The following is a 15,701-nucleotide window of genomic DNA, read 5'->3' on the forward strand; positions in this document are numbered from 1 at the left end:
AGCAAGAGACCCGTCGAGGAGGAAGAGGACAAATGGCAGAGTCACAAAAGATTGAGCGTCGTGCGCGTGCCGACGCATTACTTAACCGCGAGCGCATCTTGGAGGTCGCGTTGGCGGAGCTGCCTCATTCTGCGGACGTTCCCCTAAGCGTGATCGCTAGGAAGGCTGGCGTAGGACAAGGAACCTTCTATCGTCACTTCCCGACGCGAGAGGCACTGGTGATGGAGGTCTACCGCTATGAGATGTTGCAGGTTGCAAAATACGCCGAACATCTGCTCCAGAGTCGCCCGCCGGACCAAGCACTGCGTGAGTGGATGGCTCGTCTTGCCGAGTACGCCATGAACAAGGCTGGCTTGGCTGATGCGATACGCGAGGTGTCCAGTGTGGGGGACTGTGCAGGAAAGGAGAGTTATGCGCCCGTGGTTGCTGCAGCCCAGTCCTTACTTGATGCAAATGAGAAGGCGGGCACGATCCGCCCCGGCATCACCACCGATGACTTCTTTCTCGCCATTGCAGGTATTTGGCAGATCAACTTCAACGATGAGTGGAAATCCCGACTGGGTTGGCTCATGGACTTCGTTATGGAAGGCCTACGCGCGGGCGCGCCGGCACGGCCTGCCTCTGCGTAAGGCGTTATCCGACGTTCAATCCGCGAAAGCCGATGTGATTGCCTCCACGACGACACGGACTCTGGCCGTGCGCGCCAAGTCCTGGTGCAACACCAACCACGCCTCGTAGGGCGTCGCCCGACGGCGCTCCGGCCATAGCCGAACCAGTTCGGGGTCGCGCCGGACCAGGTACTCGGGCAACTCGCCTATGGCCAGGCCGGCGCGCACAAAGGTCGCGAGCATCAGGCTCGAATCCAGTTCAGCGACCACGCGCCCCTGTGCCCTGGATTCACCCGCCAGCGTGTCGTCCTGCCGGCCGGTCACACCCTGCTGGTACAGCGCAATATCGTGATCCGCAAGGCCTTGTCCGGTCTGCGGTTCGCCATGTTTTGCAAGATAGCCTCGGGTAGCGTACAGACCGACTTCCCAACAGCCGAGTTGGCGAACGATCAAATCCGGCTGCTCCGGCCGCAGGGTCCGTACAGCAATGTCGGCCTGCCGCCGCGCAAGATCGAGTAGCCGCGTCGTAGTGCTCAGGATCACCCGCACCTCAGGATGGCTGGCGCGCAGTTGTTCAATCGCTGGAACCACGAAGTCCACCGCCAGCGCGTCGGTGGTGGTCACACGCACCTCACCGGCCAGGCGCGCATCGGCACCTTCGCTGCGGCGCTCGAAGGAGACGGCCATGCGTTCCATGTCCTCGGCCATGCGCAGCACTTCCAGGCCGGTGTCGGTCAGCACCAAACCGCCCGTGGTGCGTAGGAACAGCCGACTGCCCAGCGCCCGCTCCAATCCGGTCAGACGCCGGCTCACCGTAGTCTGGTCAATGACCAGTTGCTGCGCCGCCCCACGCAAGGTGCCGGCGCGTTGAATTGCCAGAAATATCCGAACGTCGTCCCAATTCATCACTGCCTCATTGCTCATGCTGCAAATATGCAGTCATAGGCTGCGGTTTTATGCATTTTCACATGAAAGGCATATCCGTAGCATGGCGCTCATCCCTTCTGAACCTTTAACGCGCAGCCGGCATGCCTGGCTGCCGGGAACTGCCATGCCTCGCTTATCGTTCATTCTGACCGTCGCCATGCTGAGTGCCTTCGGCCTGATTGCGTCGGACGTCTATCTGCCCGCCATGCCGAACATGGCCACGGAGTTTGGCGTCGCCGACTGGCAAATGCCGCAGACCATCTCGTTCTACTTGCTGGCACTAGCAATTGCCCAGTTGGCGTACGGGCCACTGTCCGATCGCAATGGCCGCAAGCCCGTACTGCTGGCTGGCATCGCCCTCTACATCGTCGGCTCGGTGGGCTGTGCTATCTCCGCCAGCTACAACGGGTTCCTGGCGTGGCGAATGTTGGAAGCCGTCGGCGCGGCTGCGGGCCTTGTCGTTGGCCGTGCCCTGATCGCCGACACCTGCGACAAGCGCACCTCTGCCAAGGTCTATGCGGTGATCTATCCGCTGGTGTCGCTGTCGCCAGCCTTGGCGCCGGCCATAGGCGGGCACCTGGCTGCGGCTTTCGGCTGGCGGACTGACTTCATGTTCGTCGCCGCGTTCGGTGTCGTGGCATTGCTAATGGTGATGATGACGCTACCGGAAACGCTCCCCATCACTGCCCGTACCCGGACCTCTCCCTTTGCTGGCTTCAGCCATGTGCTGCACGACCGAACTTTTCGCCGCTATACCTTGGTGGTCTGCACGATTTATTGCGCCTGGTTCGTCTACTTGACGCAATCGCCGTTTCTATTCGCACGCCTGGGCTTGAGCGAGGAACAAAGCGGTTGGCTGTATCTGCCGCTGACGGCCGGCATCATCGGTGCCAACCTGCTGGTCAAGCGTGTGTTGGATCGCCGGCCCTACGACCGCATCCTCGCGGCCGGTATCATGTGCTTCGTGCTGGGCGGCGTGTCATTCTTGGCTGTAGTGGCGTTGGGGCTACATGGCGCGGCCGCCGTAGTACTGCCGATGTGCTTGGTCAGCCTCGCCAATGGTTCATCGCTGTCTCTGGCCGTGTCAGGGGCCATTGCCAGCGAGCACGGGCATGCGGCGACCGCTTCTGGGCTGGTAGGGTTCTGTCAGATCGGCAGCGCCGCGCTGGTCGCAATGGGTGTCAGCGCGGCCTTCGGCACCGGCCTTGGCGTGCTTGGTGGCACGGTGTTGGTGCTCGGTCTGATTGCGCTGTCCACCTGTCTGCCATGGCCTGGGCGCCGGGCGGGCGCGGCCTGAGAAGCATCAGGTACGCCGCTTGAATCCTCGGTCGCCGGCGATGAACGCCTCCAGCATGTGCGGGATCAGCGTCACGGCATCGACGGCCTCGCCGTACGCCTGCGCGTGCAGCGCGGCGTAGTGGTCGAGGTCGGCTTTCAGGCTGGCCGGGCATACAAACCGAGAAGGACGCCGGCAGACTGCATCAGTCCGGCCTTGCGAATGTCGGCGATATTGGCCCAACGCGCCGAGCCGTAGGTCGTGACCAGGCGTGATTGCCGCGAGCGCCACACCGACATGGCGAAGGAGCCGCAGATGTGGCTCGTGTCTTCCGAGGACCGGCTGCCCACGAGTTAAACGCTACCGTAAATACGGTAGACCATAAGTACTGCAGAGACAAAGCTTTGACGGGTGACTACTGCCCCTCACCAATTAGCTTTTGGCCGCGCCGTTCAGGCGGAGAGGCAGCGGACGGGCATGAGCCAAGAGGACCTCGCGGAGGCCCTGGGCATGCATCGGACGCAGTTGGGACATATTGAGCAAGGAAGGACTGTCGCTTGTCGACTATTCTTCGAGTCGCTGCGGTTCTGCGAATGCCGGCTTCTCGGTTGCTCAGAGCGGCCACGCTCTAGGCTTTGACTCCTGGTGAAGTCGAAGCAGCTATTCGGCTGTCGTGGTCCTATCAATGCACAGCATGCCCTTCTATCAACACTTTTCGATCAGTTTGACCCTCTGGTGGACATTTGGTAGAAATAAGTGAAGCTAACAACATTCGTATGTTCGTGTTCCGAAGTGTTGGCTCTATATTTCAGTGGTTTTCGCCTTTATCAACGGTCTTTAAGTAGGCACTACCGTTCTGATCGAACGCTCGTCAGCAGGAAGAACGAAAGCCCCGCCCATGCGGGGCTTTTCTTTTTTTCAAGGGGCCCCTGTCGACGTTGTGCCCCGCAGCATCCGCTTTCTTGCACTGCGTCTTGCAAAAAAACAATTTCCTCCTCTATGGTGCAATCGATTGCATTGCGGCGAAATCGTGAGTGTTTGGTACCGGTTGGGAGGCCGGAAGGTGGATGTCCATCCATTCGATCAGACCGGGCCCGGGGCTCACGCGGCGCGATGCGCTGCGCATCGCGGTTGCCGGCAGTCTTGGCGTGGCCGCTGCGGGCGTTCTGCCTGCGTTTGCAGCCACTGCACCGCTCAAGGACAACCTGAAGCATTCCGTGGCCCGCTGGACCTTCCCGCAGCTGTCGGTCGCCCAGCTCTGCCAGACGGTGAAGGGCATCGGTTTTGCCGCCATTGACCTGGTGGGCCCGGAGGATTGGCCCACGCTGAAGGCGCATGGCGTATACAGCTCGATGTGCAACGGCGCGGAGCTGGGCCTCACCCAGGGCTTTGCCGGCCGTGAGTTCCACGATCAGCTGGTGGAGCGCTACACGCGGCACATCGATCTGGTCGCCGATGCCGGCTATCGCAACCTCATCTGCTTTTCCGGCAACCGCAACGGCATGGACCCGCAGGAGGGCATGGCCAATGCCGAAGTCGGGCTCAAGCGCATCCTCGGGCATGCCGAGAAACGTGGCGTGGTGCTGGTGATGGAGCTGCTCAACTCCAGGGTCGATCATCGCGACTACCTGTGCGACCACTCCGCATGGGGCGTGGCGCTGTGCAAGCGGCTCGGCTCGGACAACTTCGGCCTGCTGTACGACATCTACCACATGCAGATCATGGAGGGCGACATCATCGCCACCATCGGCAGGCACCACGCCTGGTTCAAGCACTACCACACCGCCGGCGTGCCTGGACGGCACGAGATCGGGGACCAGCAGGAGCTCAATTACCCCGCCATCTGTCGCGCGATCCGCGACACCGGTTTCGATGGGTATCTGGCGCAGGAATTCATGCCTGCGGCACCGGATCCCGTCGGTTCGCTGCGCGAGGCCATCCGCCTCTGCGACGTCTGAAACGATATCCACCAGGTGAGAGATCCATGGCAGACAATCATTACGACGCCATCGTTGTTGGCTCGGGAATCAGTGGCGGTTGGGCGGCGAAGGAACTGACCGAGAAGGGCCTGAAGGTCCTGATGCTGGAACGCGGACGCAACATCGAGCACGTCAAGGACTACGTCAACGCGATGAAGGAGCCGTGGGATTTCCCGCATCGCAACCGGCCTACACAGGCGATGAAGGCTGCCTTCCCGGTATTGATGCGCGACTACGCGCTGGCCGAGAACCTGCAGGGCATGTGGGCCGACGAACAGGAATCGCCCTACATCGAGACGAAACGATTCGACTGGTTCCGCGGCTACCACGTGGGTGGCCGTTCGCTGATGTGGGGCCGTCAGAGTTATCGCTTCTCTGACCTGGATTTCGAAGCGAACCTGAAGGACGGCATCGCTACCGATTGGCCGATCCGTTATGCCGACATCGCGCCCTGGTACGACCATGTGGAGAAGTTCGCCGGCATCGCCGGCACGCGCGAAGGGCTGGACGTGCTGCCGGACGGCGAGTTCCTGCCGCCGATCCCGTTGAACATCGTCGAAAAGGACGTGGCCGCACGGATCCAGAAAGCCTTCGGCGGAACGCGGCATATGATCCACTCGCGCACCGCCAACATCACCAGACCGATGCCCGAGCAGGGGCGCGTCAACTGCCAGTACCGCAACAAGTGCATTCTCGGCTGTCCCTTCGGTGCCTACTTCTCGACCCAGGCGGCGACGCTGCCGGCGGCGATGAAGACCGGCAACCTGACATTGCGGCCCTTCTCGATCGTCAAGGAAGTGCTCTACGACAAGGACCGCAAGCGTGCGCGCGGCGTGGAGGTCATCGACGCAGAGACCGGGCAGACCTACCAGTACACCGCCAAGGTGATCTTCCTCAACGCGTCCTCCTTCAACTCGACCTGGCTGCTGATGAACTCGGCCACCGATGTGTGGGAAGGCGGGCTGGGCTCTTCGTCCGGTGAGCTGGGACACAACGTGATGGACCATCATTTCGGTGCTGGCGCCTCCGGCCGGGTCGAAGGCTTTGAGGACAAGTACTACTTCGGTCGTCGTCCCTGCGGTTTCTACATTCCGCGGTTCCGCAACGTCGCTGCCGACAAGCGCGGCTACCTGCGTGGCTTTGGCTACCAGGGCGGTGCCAGCCGCACCGGCTGGTCGCGCGAGATCGCCGAGCTGAACATCGGCGCCGACCTGAAGGAGGCGCTGACCGTGCCGGGTGACTGGCGCATCGGCATGACCGGCTTCGGTGAAATGCTGCCGCACCACGACAACACGATCCGCCTCGACCGGGTCCGCAAGGACAAGTGGGGTCTGCCGGTGCTGGCGATGGATGTATCCATGCGCGCCAACGAACTGGCCATGCGCAAGGACATGGCCGCCGATGCCGCCGAGATGCTCGAGGCCGCCGGCGTCAAGGACGTGGAGATGCACGACAACGACTACGCCCCGGGCAAGGGCATCCATGAGATGGGGACCGCGCGCATGGGCCGTGACCCCAGGACGTCCGTGCTGAACCAGCACAACCAGGTCTGGGATGCGCCCAACGTCTATGTCACCGACGGTGCCTGCATGACCTCCAGCGCGTGCGTGAATCCGTCGCTGACCTACATGGCGCTGACCGCGCGGGCTGCCGACCACGCCGTGCGCGAACTGAAAGCGGGGAACCTCTGATGGACCGCCGCGAACTGCTGAAGATGATCGTCGCCGCCACCGGCGCGGCCATGGTCGGCCTGCCTGCGCTTGTCCATGGGCAGGCGCCTGCTGCCGGTACGAAGCGCTACTTCTCCGACGCCGACATCGGAACGTTGGACGAGATCGCCGAGACCATCCTGCCGCGGACGAAGACGCCGGGGGCGAAGGATGCCGGCGCCGGTGCTTTCATGGCGACGTTCGTCAGCGACTGCTACACCGCCCGGCAGCAGACGGCTTTCCGCGCTGGCCTGGCCGATATCGACAAACGCGCCGGCGGCCGCTTCGTTTCACTTGCGCCGCAGGCCCGCACCGAACTGCTGCGCACGCTGGATGCAGAGGCCAGGAAACACGCAGTCGAGGTGACCGAAACCGGCACCGCCGAGGCAGGAGAACCGATGCCGCATTACTTCACGATGTTCAAGCAGCTCACCATCTTCGGTTTCTTCACCTCCAAGGTCGGCGCGACCGAAGTGCTGCGCTACGTCGCCGTGCCGGGTCGCTACGACGGCGACCTGGCCTATGTTCCCGGCACGCCCGCATGGGGGACCAGCTGATGGATCACGCCATGAAGATCACGCCTCTATTGATCGCCGCCAGCGTGCTGGCCGCTGCACCGGCGTTCGCGCAGGCCAACACCGAGCCCGCGCGCGACCCGGCGAAGACCGAGGTGTGGACGCCCGTGCCTGCAACCGTGGCCACGCCGCCGGGCAAGGCGCCGTCCGACGCCATCGTGCTGTTTGATGGCAAGGATGCTTCCGCGTGGGAGTCGGAGCAGGGCGGGCGTGTGCCCTGGACCGTCGCCGACGGCGCCATGACCATCGTGCCGGGCAGCAAGGGCATCCGCACCAAGCAGCGCTTCTGTGATATCCAGCTGCATGTCGAGTGGCGCACACCTGTCGAGACCAAGGGTTTCGACGGCCAGAACCGGGGCAACAGCGGGATCTTCCTGCAGGAACTCTATGAGCTGCAGGTGCTGGACAGCTACAACAACCCGACCTATGCCAACGGTCAGGCCGGTTCCATCTACAAGCAGGCCATGCCGCTGGTGAACGCCTCGCGTGCACCGGGGCAGTGGCAGGCCTACGACATCCTCTGGAAGGCGCCGCGCTTCTCGCCGGGCGGCGGGCTCATCTCGCCCGCGCGCATCACCGTGCTGCACAACGGCGTGCTGGTGCAGGACGATACTGTGCTGGCGGGCAAGACCGAGTACATCGGTGCGCCCTCATATTCGCCGCATGCGTGCGCGCCGCTCTACCTGCAGGAACATGATTCCAAGGTCAGCTACCGCAATATCTGGGTGCGCGAGCTGTAGCGGCACACGGCCGGCGTGATCGCCGGCCGCTTACTTCGCCAGGTAGCTGGCGATGTCATCTATTTCCTGCTGCGACAGCTGGGAGAAGGGCGGCATCAGCCCGCCGCCCTTGCTGATCTTTTCCTTGATCTGCGCGGGTGCCATGCGCTTGCCGATATCGGTGAGCGCCGGGAACGCGCCCGGCATGCCCGCACGATCGGCACCGTGGCAGGCCGTGCAGTTGGCGGTGTAGAGTTTTGCGCCGGCTGCAGGGTCGTCCTTGCACCATGCGGCTGTCGCAACGCTCATGCTGCCCAGGGCCACGGCCATTGCCAGGGTCGTCTTCATGTGGGGCCTCCTTCAGGCATCAGTGCTGCGTACGGGTGGACACGTTGGCGGGCAGGTGTTCACGCAGGTAGTCCGCGCCGGTCTGGATGACCTTGGCCGGATCGCGTGGCTGGTCGTGCTCGAGGATGTACCAGTGCACGCCGGCAGCGGCGGCGGCTGGCAGGATCGCGCGCCAGTCCAGCACACCCTGGCCGACGGCCGCGAAGCCGCCCTCGTCTTCGGCCTGGCCCTTGGCCGCATTGTCCTTGGCGTGTACCGCGAACAGGCGGCCGCGGAACTTGCCGAGCATCACCGCCGGGTCCAGGCCTGCACGCGCGACCCAGGCCAGGTCCAGCTCGGTCTGCAGGTCCGGCCCGGCCGCTGCGAACAGCAGTTCCAGGCCGGTCCGGCCATTGAAGTCGACCAGTTCGAAGTCATGGTTGTGGTAGGCCAGGCGCATGCCCTTGGCACGTACCTGTTTCGCGATCCTGCCCAGCTCCTTGCCGAGCGCGGTCCAGCCTGCGGCATCGGTCGGCCGCTCCTTCGCGTCCAGGTAAGGCACCACCAGCGTGGTGTTGCCGATCGACCGGTTGAAGGCCACCACGCCGTCCAGGTCCTTGCGCAGTTCGGCCAGCTGCACGTGGGAGGAAATCGCCCTGATCGAATAGCGGTCCAGCAACTGCTTGAGTTCGCTGGCGCTGACGCCCTGCGTGCCCACCGTTTCCACCGCATCCACGCCGGCGTCGTGGACGATCTTCAACTGCTGGTCGAGCGAGCCGGCATTGCGCAGGGTGTACATCTGTACTGCGATGGGTTTCTGCGTGCCGGCAGCTTCGCGTGCGAAAGCGGGCAGGGCAGCGAGCAGCAGCACTGCGAGCGTCGCAGCTCTACGAACAGGGGTGTTCATCAAAAGATCCTCCCGGAATTCAACCGATGGCGGTCCAGGCACGCGTCCTGGCCGATGTGATGACGCGGTCGACGATCAGCGCCGAGCGCATGCCGTCTTCGAAGGTGGGCAGGCCATCCGGTCGCTCGCCTTCGATGGCGCGGTAGGTGTCGGCGACAAATGCCTCGAAGCAATGGCCATAGCCCTGCGCGTGCCCCGCCGGCAGCACCGACAGTTGGCGTTGTTCGGCACTACCGGCGCCCGGCCCCCGCACGAAAATTTCCTCGCGCTGCTCGGGCAGACCGATCCACAGGCGCTCGGCGTCCTCCTGGTTGAACGCCACGCTGGCCCTGGCACCATCAATCTCGAACCAGAGGCGGTTGTGGCGTCCGGCCGATACCTGGCTGACCGTCAACGATGCCAGCGTACCGGCGCCGGTGCGGAACATCGCAGCGGCCACGTCCTCACTCGCCACCGCCTGCTTTACGCCGCCTGCCGCCGGCGTGCTGAAGCTCTTCCCGCTGATGGCACTGCGCTCCGGGATCACCGTGTCGAACGCCGCGCTGACCTCGGTGAAACGCTCTCCGCTGACCCATTCCACCAGGTCGCACCAGTGCGAGCCGATGTCGGCGAACACGCGCGATGCGCCGCCCAGTGCCGGGTCCACGCGCCAGTTGTTGCTGGCCGGGTCCAGCAGCCAGTCCTGCAGGTAGCTGCCATGAATCAGGTGCAGCGGCCCCAGTTCGCCCTGCGCGATGCGTGCGCGCGCCTCGCGGACGACCGGGTGGTAGCGGTAGACGAAGGGCACCGTGGCGATCAGTCCGGTCGCGGCAGCCAGTGCAGCCAGGGCTGCGGCGTCTTCCAGCGTGGTGGCCAGCGGCTTTTCGCAGATCACGTGCTTGCCAGCCTGCAGTGCGGCCTGTGCCATGGGGTGGTGCAGATGGTTGGGTGTGCAGACATGCACGACCTGGACGTGTGGATCGGCGACCACCTCCTTGATGTCCCGATAGGCACGCGGAACATTCCACGACTGCGCCACTTCAAGCGCGCGTTGCGGGGAGGAGGCGGCCACGCCACGGATGTCGGCACCCGCCAGCAGCGCCGCGCGACGATGCACGGCACCGATCATGCCCGTACCGACGATGGCGATTCCAAGCTTTGGCATCGGGTAGTGTCCTCAGGGCGTGGAAGGTGCGGCTGCGACCACGGGCCGGTCGCGGAACAGCAACAGGAAGGCGACCAGCACGATCAGCGCGACGCCTGCGGGGAACAGCCAGATCTGCTGCCAGTCCGGTCCCGCCGCCGTGGTGAAGTGCTCCACCACCGCGCCGGACAGGAACGTGCCGATCAACATGCCCACGCCGTACGTGGCCAGGGTGATGAAGCCCTGCGCGCTGCTGCGCGCGGCGGGGCCGGCGTGCGCATCGGTGTAGATCTGGCCGGTGACGAAGAAGAAGTCGTAGCAGATACCGTGCAGGACGATGCCGATGACCAGCAGGGAGAAGCCGCCGCCCGCATCGCCAAAGGCGAACATGACATAGCGCACCACCCACGCGGCCATGCCTACCGCCAGCATCGTCTTCACCCCCAGCCGCACGAACAGGAACGGCATGGCCAGCATCAGCAGGACTTCGGAGACCTGCCCCAGCGATTGCAGGCCTGCCGCGCCGCGCACGCCCAGGTCGTTGAGGTACGGGTTGGTGAAGTTGTAGTAGAACGACAGCGGGATGCAGATCGCGATGGAGGCCAGGAAGAACACCAGGTAGGAGCGTGACTTCAGCAGGCGCAGCGAATCCAGCCCGAGGATCTGCCCCAGCCCGGCATCGCGCTGCTGCGCCAGCGGCGGCGTGTGCGGCAGGGTGAATGCATACAGGCCCAGCGCCAGCGACGCCAGCGCCGCCATCCGGAACGTCAGCTCCAGCCGGTGCGCCTGCTCCCAGCCGAGCCAGCCGATCAGCACGCCCGCCACGATCCAGCCGATGCTGCCGGCCACGCGCACCGGGGGGAACTGTTTCTCGGGCGACTGCATGTGCCGCATCGCCACGCTGTTGGCCAACGCCAGCGTCGGCATGAACAGCAACATGTAGCCCATTACGCAGGCGAAGAACGTGTTGAAGTCCGTCGCCGTGGACGCCAGCCACATCAGCGCCGCGCCGGCCAGATGCAGTACCGCGAGGATGCGCTGCGCGGCGAAGTAGCGGTCGGCGATCAGGCCGACCAGGAAGGGGGCCACGATGGCGCCGATGGACTGGCTGAGGAAGGCGGTCGCCACCTGGCTCGCGCTGGCCTGCAGCGGGCCCTGCACCAGGTAGGTTCCCAGGGTCACGAACCACGCTCCCCAGATGAAGAACTGCAGAAACATCATCGCGCCCAAGCGCGACATCGCGTGCGTCATGGCTTGCCCTCCCGGGGCGGTATCGGCTCAGATTCCCAGCATGCGGTGCAGTGATGCGGCGTCCGTGCCGCTGTCGGCAAAGTCGTCGAAGGCGCGCTCGGTCACGCGGATGATGTGGTCACGGATGAAGGGAGCACCCTCGCGCGCGCCGTCTTCCGGGTGCTTCAGGCAGCACTCCCACTCCAGCACTGCCCAGCCGGGGAAGTCGTACTGCGCGAATTTCGAGAAGATCGCCTTGAAGTCGATCTGGCCATCGCCGAGCGATCGGAACCGCCCCGGACGATCGACCCAGCCCTGGTAGCCGCCATACACGCCACTGCTGGCACTGGCGTGGTACTCCGCATCCTTGACGTGGAAGATGCCGATTCGCGCGTGGTAGCGGTCGATGAAGCCGAGGTAGTCCATCTGCTGCAGCAGCAGATGGCTGGGGTCGTACAGGATCTTCGCGCGGGGATGGTGGTCCACCACGTCGAGGAAGCGCTCGAAGGTCGCGCCGTCATGCAGGTCCTCGCCCGGGTGGATCTCGAAGCACAGGTCCACGCCGCACGCGTCGAACGCATCCAGGATGGGGCGCCAGCGGCGGCCAAGTTCGGCGAAGGCTTCTTCCACAAGACCAGGCGGACGTTGCGGCCAGGGATAGAAGTAGGGCCAGGCCAGCGCGCCGGAGAATGTGGCATGCGCGGTCAGGCCCAGGCGCTGGCTGGCCTTGGCGGCCAGCAGCAGCTGCTCCACCGCCCAAGCCTGGCGGGCGGCAGGATCACCGCGTTTGTCCGGCGGCGCGAATCCGTCGAAAAGGCTGTCATAGGCGGGATGGACGGCGACCAGCTGCCCCTGCAGGTGGGTGGACAGTTCGGTGATCTGCACACCATGTCCGGCCAGCATGCCGGCGATGTCATCGCAGTACGCCTGGCTGTGCGCCGCCTCGGCCAGATCGAACAGGTGGGGCGCGCTGGTCGGTACTTGTAGGCCAGAATACCCCAGGCCCGCAGCCCATCCGGCCAGCGTGTCCAGCCGATCAAAGGGAGGTGTGTCGCCGATGAACTGCGCCAGGAACAGCGCTGGACCCTTGAGCGTCTTCAACGTGATTCGCCCTCGATGCAATCGATTGCATTATCCTAGCAGGGGCTCACGCAGGACCTGTTGTGCACTGCACAGCGGACAGGAAAACTAACGCCATGGCCACCATCTACGACATCGCAAAGCACGTCGGCGTCTCTGCCGGCACGGTGTCGCGCGCACTTTCCCGGCCTGACAAAGTCCTGCCCGCCACGCGTACGCGCATCGAACAGGCTGCTGCGGCACTGGGCTATGTTCCCAACACGGTGGCCAGGACGCTCAAGACCCAGCGCAGCGGCAAGATCCTGGTCACTGTGCCGGACATTGCCAACCCGTTCTTCGCCCAGATCCTGCAGGGCGCGGAGGACGCAGCGCAGGCCGTCGGCTACGCCGTCTTGTTGGGCGACACCCAGAACCTGCCCGAGCGCGAGGAGCGCTACGCGCAGATGCTCCGGCGCAACGAGGCCGATGGCCTGATCGTGTTGGGGCATCGCCTGCCGCCGACGGCGCGCGATATCGTCGAGCAACGGGGTGTCGCCGCGCCGGTGGTCAACGGGTGCGAGTTCGACCCCGCGCTGGGCATTCCCAGCGTCCACATCGACAACGCCGCCGCCGCGCGCGCGGTGATGGAACACCTGTACGGCCTGGGGCACGAGCGGATAGCCGTGGTAGGTGGACCGCCCGACAATCCCCTGCACACGCAACGGCTGGAAGGGGTTCGCGCCGCCGGCAGGGCGCGTGGCCGTCTGCGCCACCTCAGCGTCGTGCCGGGTGACTTTTCCGTGGAGTCCGGCCATGCGGCCGCGATGGCACTGTTGGCCGGCACGCCGGCGCCCACTGCGATCTTCTGCTTCAGCGACCAGATGGCGCTGGGCTCCCTGGCGGCCTGCCGCGATCTGGGCATCCGCGTGCCCGATGACCTGTCCATCGTCGGCTTCGACGACCTGGCCTCCTCGCGTTACCTGACGCCTCCGTTGACGACCATCAGGCAGCCGATGCGGGAGATCGGTGAGCGCGCGGTCAACCTGCTGCTCGCCATCATCGAACAGGTCGATGTGCCGCTTCAGCAGACGCTGGATTTCAGTTTGATGCTGCGCGGCTCGACGGCCCCGCCCAATGGCCGCTGAGGCAAGGGCGGGGCGGCGGGATGACGTGCTTTCCCCGCCTCAGGGCTTCCCGCGCTTTGCGTCCACGCTGTAGCGTCCTGGCCCGCTGCACGCCAGCAGCAGGAAGCCGCCGGCAATCGCCAGATTCTTCAGGAACATGATCTGCTGCACCGGGTCTGCCAGCTGGTGGTGGAAGATGAAGGCCGTGACCAGGCTGAAGGCGGCCAGCACCGCTGCCACCGCCCGGGTCTGGAAACCGAACAGGATGCACAGGGCCGTGCCGATCTCGAACAGGATGGTGGGCCACAGCAGGATGCCCGGAAGACCCATCGCGGCCATGTAACCCTGTGTTGCCGCCGGGTCGGACAGCTTGCCCAGGCCGGATACCAGGAACAGCAGCATCAGCAGCACGCGGGCGGCCAGCTTCGCAAGGGAGTGAAGTGATGTGTTCACGGCAACGTCCTCAGGGTGGGCAGGGCGGGTGGATCGTCGAGAACCTGCGGCCATCGAAGCCCATCACGGGTGAAGTCGGTGTTGAGGCCTGCTGTGCTGGAAGCCTGCGGACAGGCTTACGGCGCGGCCCTGCCTCAGCGTCGCTCATACCAGCCGCGCGACGCATTGACGATGCGCACCACCGACAACATCACCGGCACTTCGATCAACACGCCGACCACCGTCGCCAGCGCCGCACCGGAATGCACGCCGAACAGGCCCACGGCAGTGGCCACGGCCAGCTCGAAGAAGTTGCTGGCACCAATCAGCGCCGAAGGACCGGCCACGCAGTGGGCGACCCCCAGGCGTCGGTTGAGCAGGTAGGCCAGCCCTGAGTTGAAGTAGACCTGGATCAGGATCGGTACTGCCAGGATGGCGATGACCAGCGGCTGCCGAACGATCTGCTCACCTTGGAAGCCGAACAGCAGCACCAGCGTCAGCAGCAGCGCCAGCAGCGAGACCGGCCCCAGCGTTCGCAGCGTGGACTGCAGGCCGGCCTCCCCATTGCGGGCCAGCAGCCAGCGCCGCAGCAGTGCGGCCACCAGCACCGGCGCGATGATGTACAGCGACACCGACAGCAGCAGCGTGTCCCACGGCACGCTGATCGCCGACAGGCCCAGCAGCAATGCCACCACCGGTGCATACGCCACCACCATGATGGCGTCGTTCAACGCCACCTGGCTGAGGGTGAAGTTGGCATCACCGCGGCACAGGTTGCTCCACACGAAGACCATGGCGGTGCAGGGCGCTGCCGCCAGCAGGATCAGCCCGGCGATGTAGCTGTCGACCTGTGCGGCGGGCAGCGCATCGGCAAACACGTGGCGCAGGAAGAACCAGCCCAGCAGTGCCATCGAGAACGGCTTGACCGCCCAGTTGATGAACAACGTCACGCCGATGCCTTTCCAGTGCTGGCCGAGCTGGCGCATCGCACTGAAATCAACCCGCAGCAGCATCGGGATGATCATCAACCAGATCAGCACGGCGATGGGCAGGTTGACCTTGGCCACCTCCGCCGACGCCAGCGCAGCAAATGGCTGCGGCAGTGCGTGGCCAAGCAGGGTGCCTGCCACGATGCACAGCGCCACCCACAGTGTCAGGTAGCGCTCGAACAACCCCATCGGTGCCGGCGCGCTCACGCCTGGTCGTCCTCGGGTTGCACGAAGCCGATGCGATCCAGCGCGTCTTTCAACTGTCCGCGGTCGGACCAGGTGGCTGCGGGCAATGCCAGCAGGGCCAGCAACCGTGCCTTGACGATGGCATGTGCCTGCGCGAACGCGGCCGCCTTGTCATCCGCGCTGCCCTCGACGGCGGCCGGATCGGGCAAGCCCCAGTGCGTGCGCACGAAGTCGCCGAACACCACCGGGCACGCCTCGGCGGCCGCGGCATCGCAGACGGTGATCACCAGGTCCATCGGCGCGCCATCAGCAAACTCGTCCCATGATTTGCTGCGCAGGCCTGCGGTGGCGATGCCCTCGGCCTGCAGCTGGGCAAGTGCGAATGGATTGACCGCGCCGGCCGGCTGGCTGCCGGCGCTGAACACCTCGAAGCGGTGGCCGGCCCACGCCCGCAGCGTGGCTTCGGCAAGAACACTGCGGGCGGAATTGCCCGTGCACAGGAACAGGACGCGTTGGGTGGTCACGAAGCGG

At 64.9% G+C, this 15,701-nt stretch carries 17 protein-coding genes; 7 read left to right on the forward strand and 10 right to left on the reverse strand.

Features of this window, described 5'->3' with window-relative positions; genetic code table 11:
• Nucleotides 1-32: 32 nt before the first annotated feature.
• Nucleotides 33-629 (forward strand): TetR/AcrR family transcriptional regulator, encoded by a 597-nt coding sequence (locus WKB25_RS04615; RefSeq protein WP_340568945.1) that lies wholly within the window; start codon nucleotides 33-35, stop codon nucleotides 627-629.
• 15 nt (nucleotides 630-644) lie between these two features.
• On the opposite strand, the gene WKB25_RS04620 is transcribed toward WKB25_RS04615, so the two are convergent.
• Nucleotides 645-1,532, reverse strand: coding sequence for a LysR family transcriptional regulator (locus WKB25_RS04620; protein WP_340568946.1), 888 nt, complete (start codon nucleotides 1,530-1,532; stop codon nucleotides 645-647).
• A 64-nt stretch (nucleotides 1,533-1,596) separates the two neighbouring features.
• Between WKB25_RS04620 and WKB25_RS04625 the strand changes: the two genes are divergently transcribed.
• The gene (locus tag WKB25_RS04625; protein ID WP_340568948.1) at nucleotides 1,597-2,832 is read left to right on the forward strand and encodes a multidrug effflux MFS transporter; all 1,236 of its coding nucleotides are present in this window, start codon (nucleotides 1,597-1,599) and stop codon (nucleotides 2,830-2,832) included.
• A gap of 6 nt (nucleotides 2,833-2,838) precedes the next feature.
• Here the strand turns inward: WKB25_RS04625 and WKB25_RS21070 are convergent, their stop codons facing one another.
• Complete coding sequence (locus tag WKB25_RS21070) at nucleotides 2,839-2,973, reverse strand: DUF2274 domain-containing protein (protein ID WP_343240238.1); 135 nt, start codon at nucleotides 2,971-2,973, stop codon at nucleotides 2,839-2,841.
• Nucleotides 2,974-3,878: 905 nt separating this feature from the next.
• On the opposite strand from WKB25_RS21070, the gene WKB25_RS04635 reads away from it, so the two are divergent.
• Genes WKB25_RS04635 through WKB25_RS04650 form a run of 4 tightly spaced genes read left to right on the forward strand, consistent with a single transcriptional unit; the run spans nucleotide 3,879 to nucleotide 7,814 of the window.
• Complete coding sequence (locus WKB25_RS04635) at nucleotides 3,879-4,769, forward strand: TIM barrel protein (protein WP_340568949.1); 891 nt, start codon at nucleotides 3,879-3,881, stop codon at nucleotides 4,767-4,769.
• A gap of 26 nt (nucleotides 4,770-4,795) precedes the next feature.
• The gene (locus WKB25_RS04640; RefSeq protein ID WP_340568951.1) at nucleotides 4,796-6,481 is read left to right on the forward strand and encodes a GMC family oxidoreductase; all 1,686 of its coding nucleotides are present in this window, start codon (nucleotides 4,796-4,798) and stop codon (nucleotides 6,479-6,481) included.
• Entirely contained in the window at nucleotides 6,481-7,056 is a 576-nt protein-coding gene (locus WKB25_RS04645; RefSeq protein WP_340568952.1) for a gluconate 2-dehydrogenase subunit 3 family protein, read from the forward strand. The genes WKB25_RS04640 and WKB25_RS04645 overlap by 1 nt, the downstream gene beginning before the upstream one ends.
• The gene (locus tag WKB25_RS04650; protein WP_340568954.1) at nucleotides 7,041-7,814 is read left to right on the forward strand and encodes a DUF1080 domain-containing protein; all 774 of its coding nucleotides are present in this window, start codon (nucleotides 7,041-7,043) and stop codon (nucleotides 7,812-7,814) included. The genes WKB25_RS04645 and WKB25_RS04650 overlap by 16 nt, the downstream gene beginning before the upstream one ends.
• Before the next feature lie 30 nt (nucleotides 7,815-7,844).
• Here WKB25_RS04650 and WKB25_RS04655 read toward each other — a convergent pair whose 3' ends face one another.
• From WKB25_RS04655 to WKB25_RS04675, 5 genes are read right to left on the reverse strand one after another with little or no spacing between them, the layout of a single operon-like run.
• Nucleotides 7,845-8,141 carry a cytochrome c gene (locus WKB25_RS04655; protein ID WP_340568956.1) on the reverse strand — a complete coding sequence of 99 codons (297 nt, stop codon included), beginning with the start codon at nucleotides 8,139-8,141 and terminating at the stop codon, nucleotides 7,845-7,847.
• Nucleotides 8,142-8,160: 19 nt separating this feature from the next.
• A complete protein-coding gene (locus WKB25_RS04660) occupies nucleotides 8,161-9,027 on the reverse strand; it encodes a sugar phosphate isomerase/epimerase (RefSeq protein ID WP_340568958.1) in 867 nt (288 codons plus the stop codon).
• Between the two features lie 19 nt (nucleotides 9,028-9,046).
• Complete coding sequence (locus WKB25_RS04665) at nucleotides 9,047-10,171, reverse strand: Gfo/Idh/MocA family oxidoreductase (RefSeq protein ID WP_340568959.1); 1,125 nt, start codon at nucleotides 10,169-10,171, stop codon at nucleotides 9,047-9,049.
• A 12-nt stretch (nucleotides 10,172-10,183) separates the two neighbouring features.
• The gene (locus tag WKB25_RS04670; RefSeq protein ID WP_340568960.1) at nucleotides 10,184-11,401 is read right to left on the reverse strand and encodes a nucleoside permease; all 1,218 of its coding nucleotides are present in this window, start codon (nucleotides 11,399-11,401) and stop codon (nucleotides 10,184-10,186) included.
• 27 nt (nucleotides 11,402-11,428) lie between these two features.
• Nucleotides 11,429-12,481 (reverse strand): sugar phosphate isomerase/epimerase family protein, encoded by a 1,053-nt coding sequence (locus tag WKB25_RS04675; RefSeq protein WP_340568961.1) that lies wholly within the window; start codon nucleotides 12,479-12,481, stop codon nucleotides 11,429-11,431.
• A gap of 95 nt (nucleotides 12,482-12,576) precedes the next feature.
• Here WKB25_RS04675 and WKB25_RS04680 point away from each other — a divergent pair, with 95 nt between their 5' ends.
• Nucleotides 12,577-13,584: a LacI family DNA-binding transcriptional regulator gene (locus WKB25_RS04680; protein WP_340568962.1), complete on the forward strand. Its 1,008-nt coding sequence runs from the start codon at nucleotides 12,577-12,579 to the stop codon at nucleotides 13,582-13,584.
• A gap of 39 nt (nucleotides 13,585-13,623) precedes the next feature.
• Here the strand turns inward: WKB25_RS04680 and WKB25_RS04685 are convergent, their stop codons facing one another.
• From WKB25_RS04685 to WKB25_RS04695, 3 genes are all read right to left on the reverse strand, one after another.
• A complete protein-coding gene (locus tag WKB25_RS04685; RefSeq protein ID WP_100551799.1) occupies nucleotides 13,624-14,016 on the reverse strand; it encodes a DoxX family protein in 393 nt (130 codons plus the stop codon).
• 134 nt (nucleotides 14,017-14,150) lie between these two features.
• On the reverse strand, nucleotides 14,151-15,173 hold the full coding sequence (arsB, locus tag WKB25_RS04690) for an ACR3 family arsenite efflux transporter (RefSeq protein ID WP_340569130.1): 1,023 nt from the start codon (nucleotides 15,171-15,173) through the stop codon (nucleotides 14,151-14,153).
• Nucleotides 15,174-15,187: 14 nt separating this feature from the next.
• A complete protein-coding gene (locus WKB25_RS04695) occupies nucleotides 15,188-15,694 on the reverse strand; it encodes an arsenate reductase ArsC (protein WP_340568964.1) in 507 nt (168 codons plus the stop codon).
• Between the last annotated feature and the right edge of the window lie 7 nt (nucleotides 15,695-15,701).

Origin of the sequence: Stenotrophomonas sp. G106K1 (genome assembly GCF_037969685.1) — a bacterium.
Taxonomy (GTDB): Bacteria; Pseudomonadota; Gammaproteobacteria; order Xanthomonadales; family Xanthomonadaceae; genus Stenotrophomonas; species Stenotrophomonas lactitubi.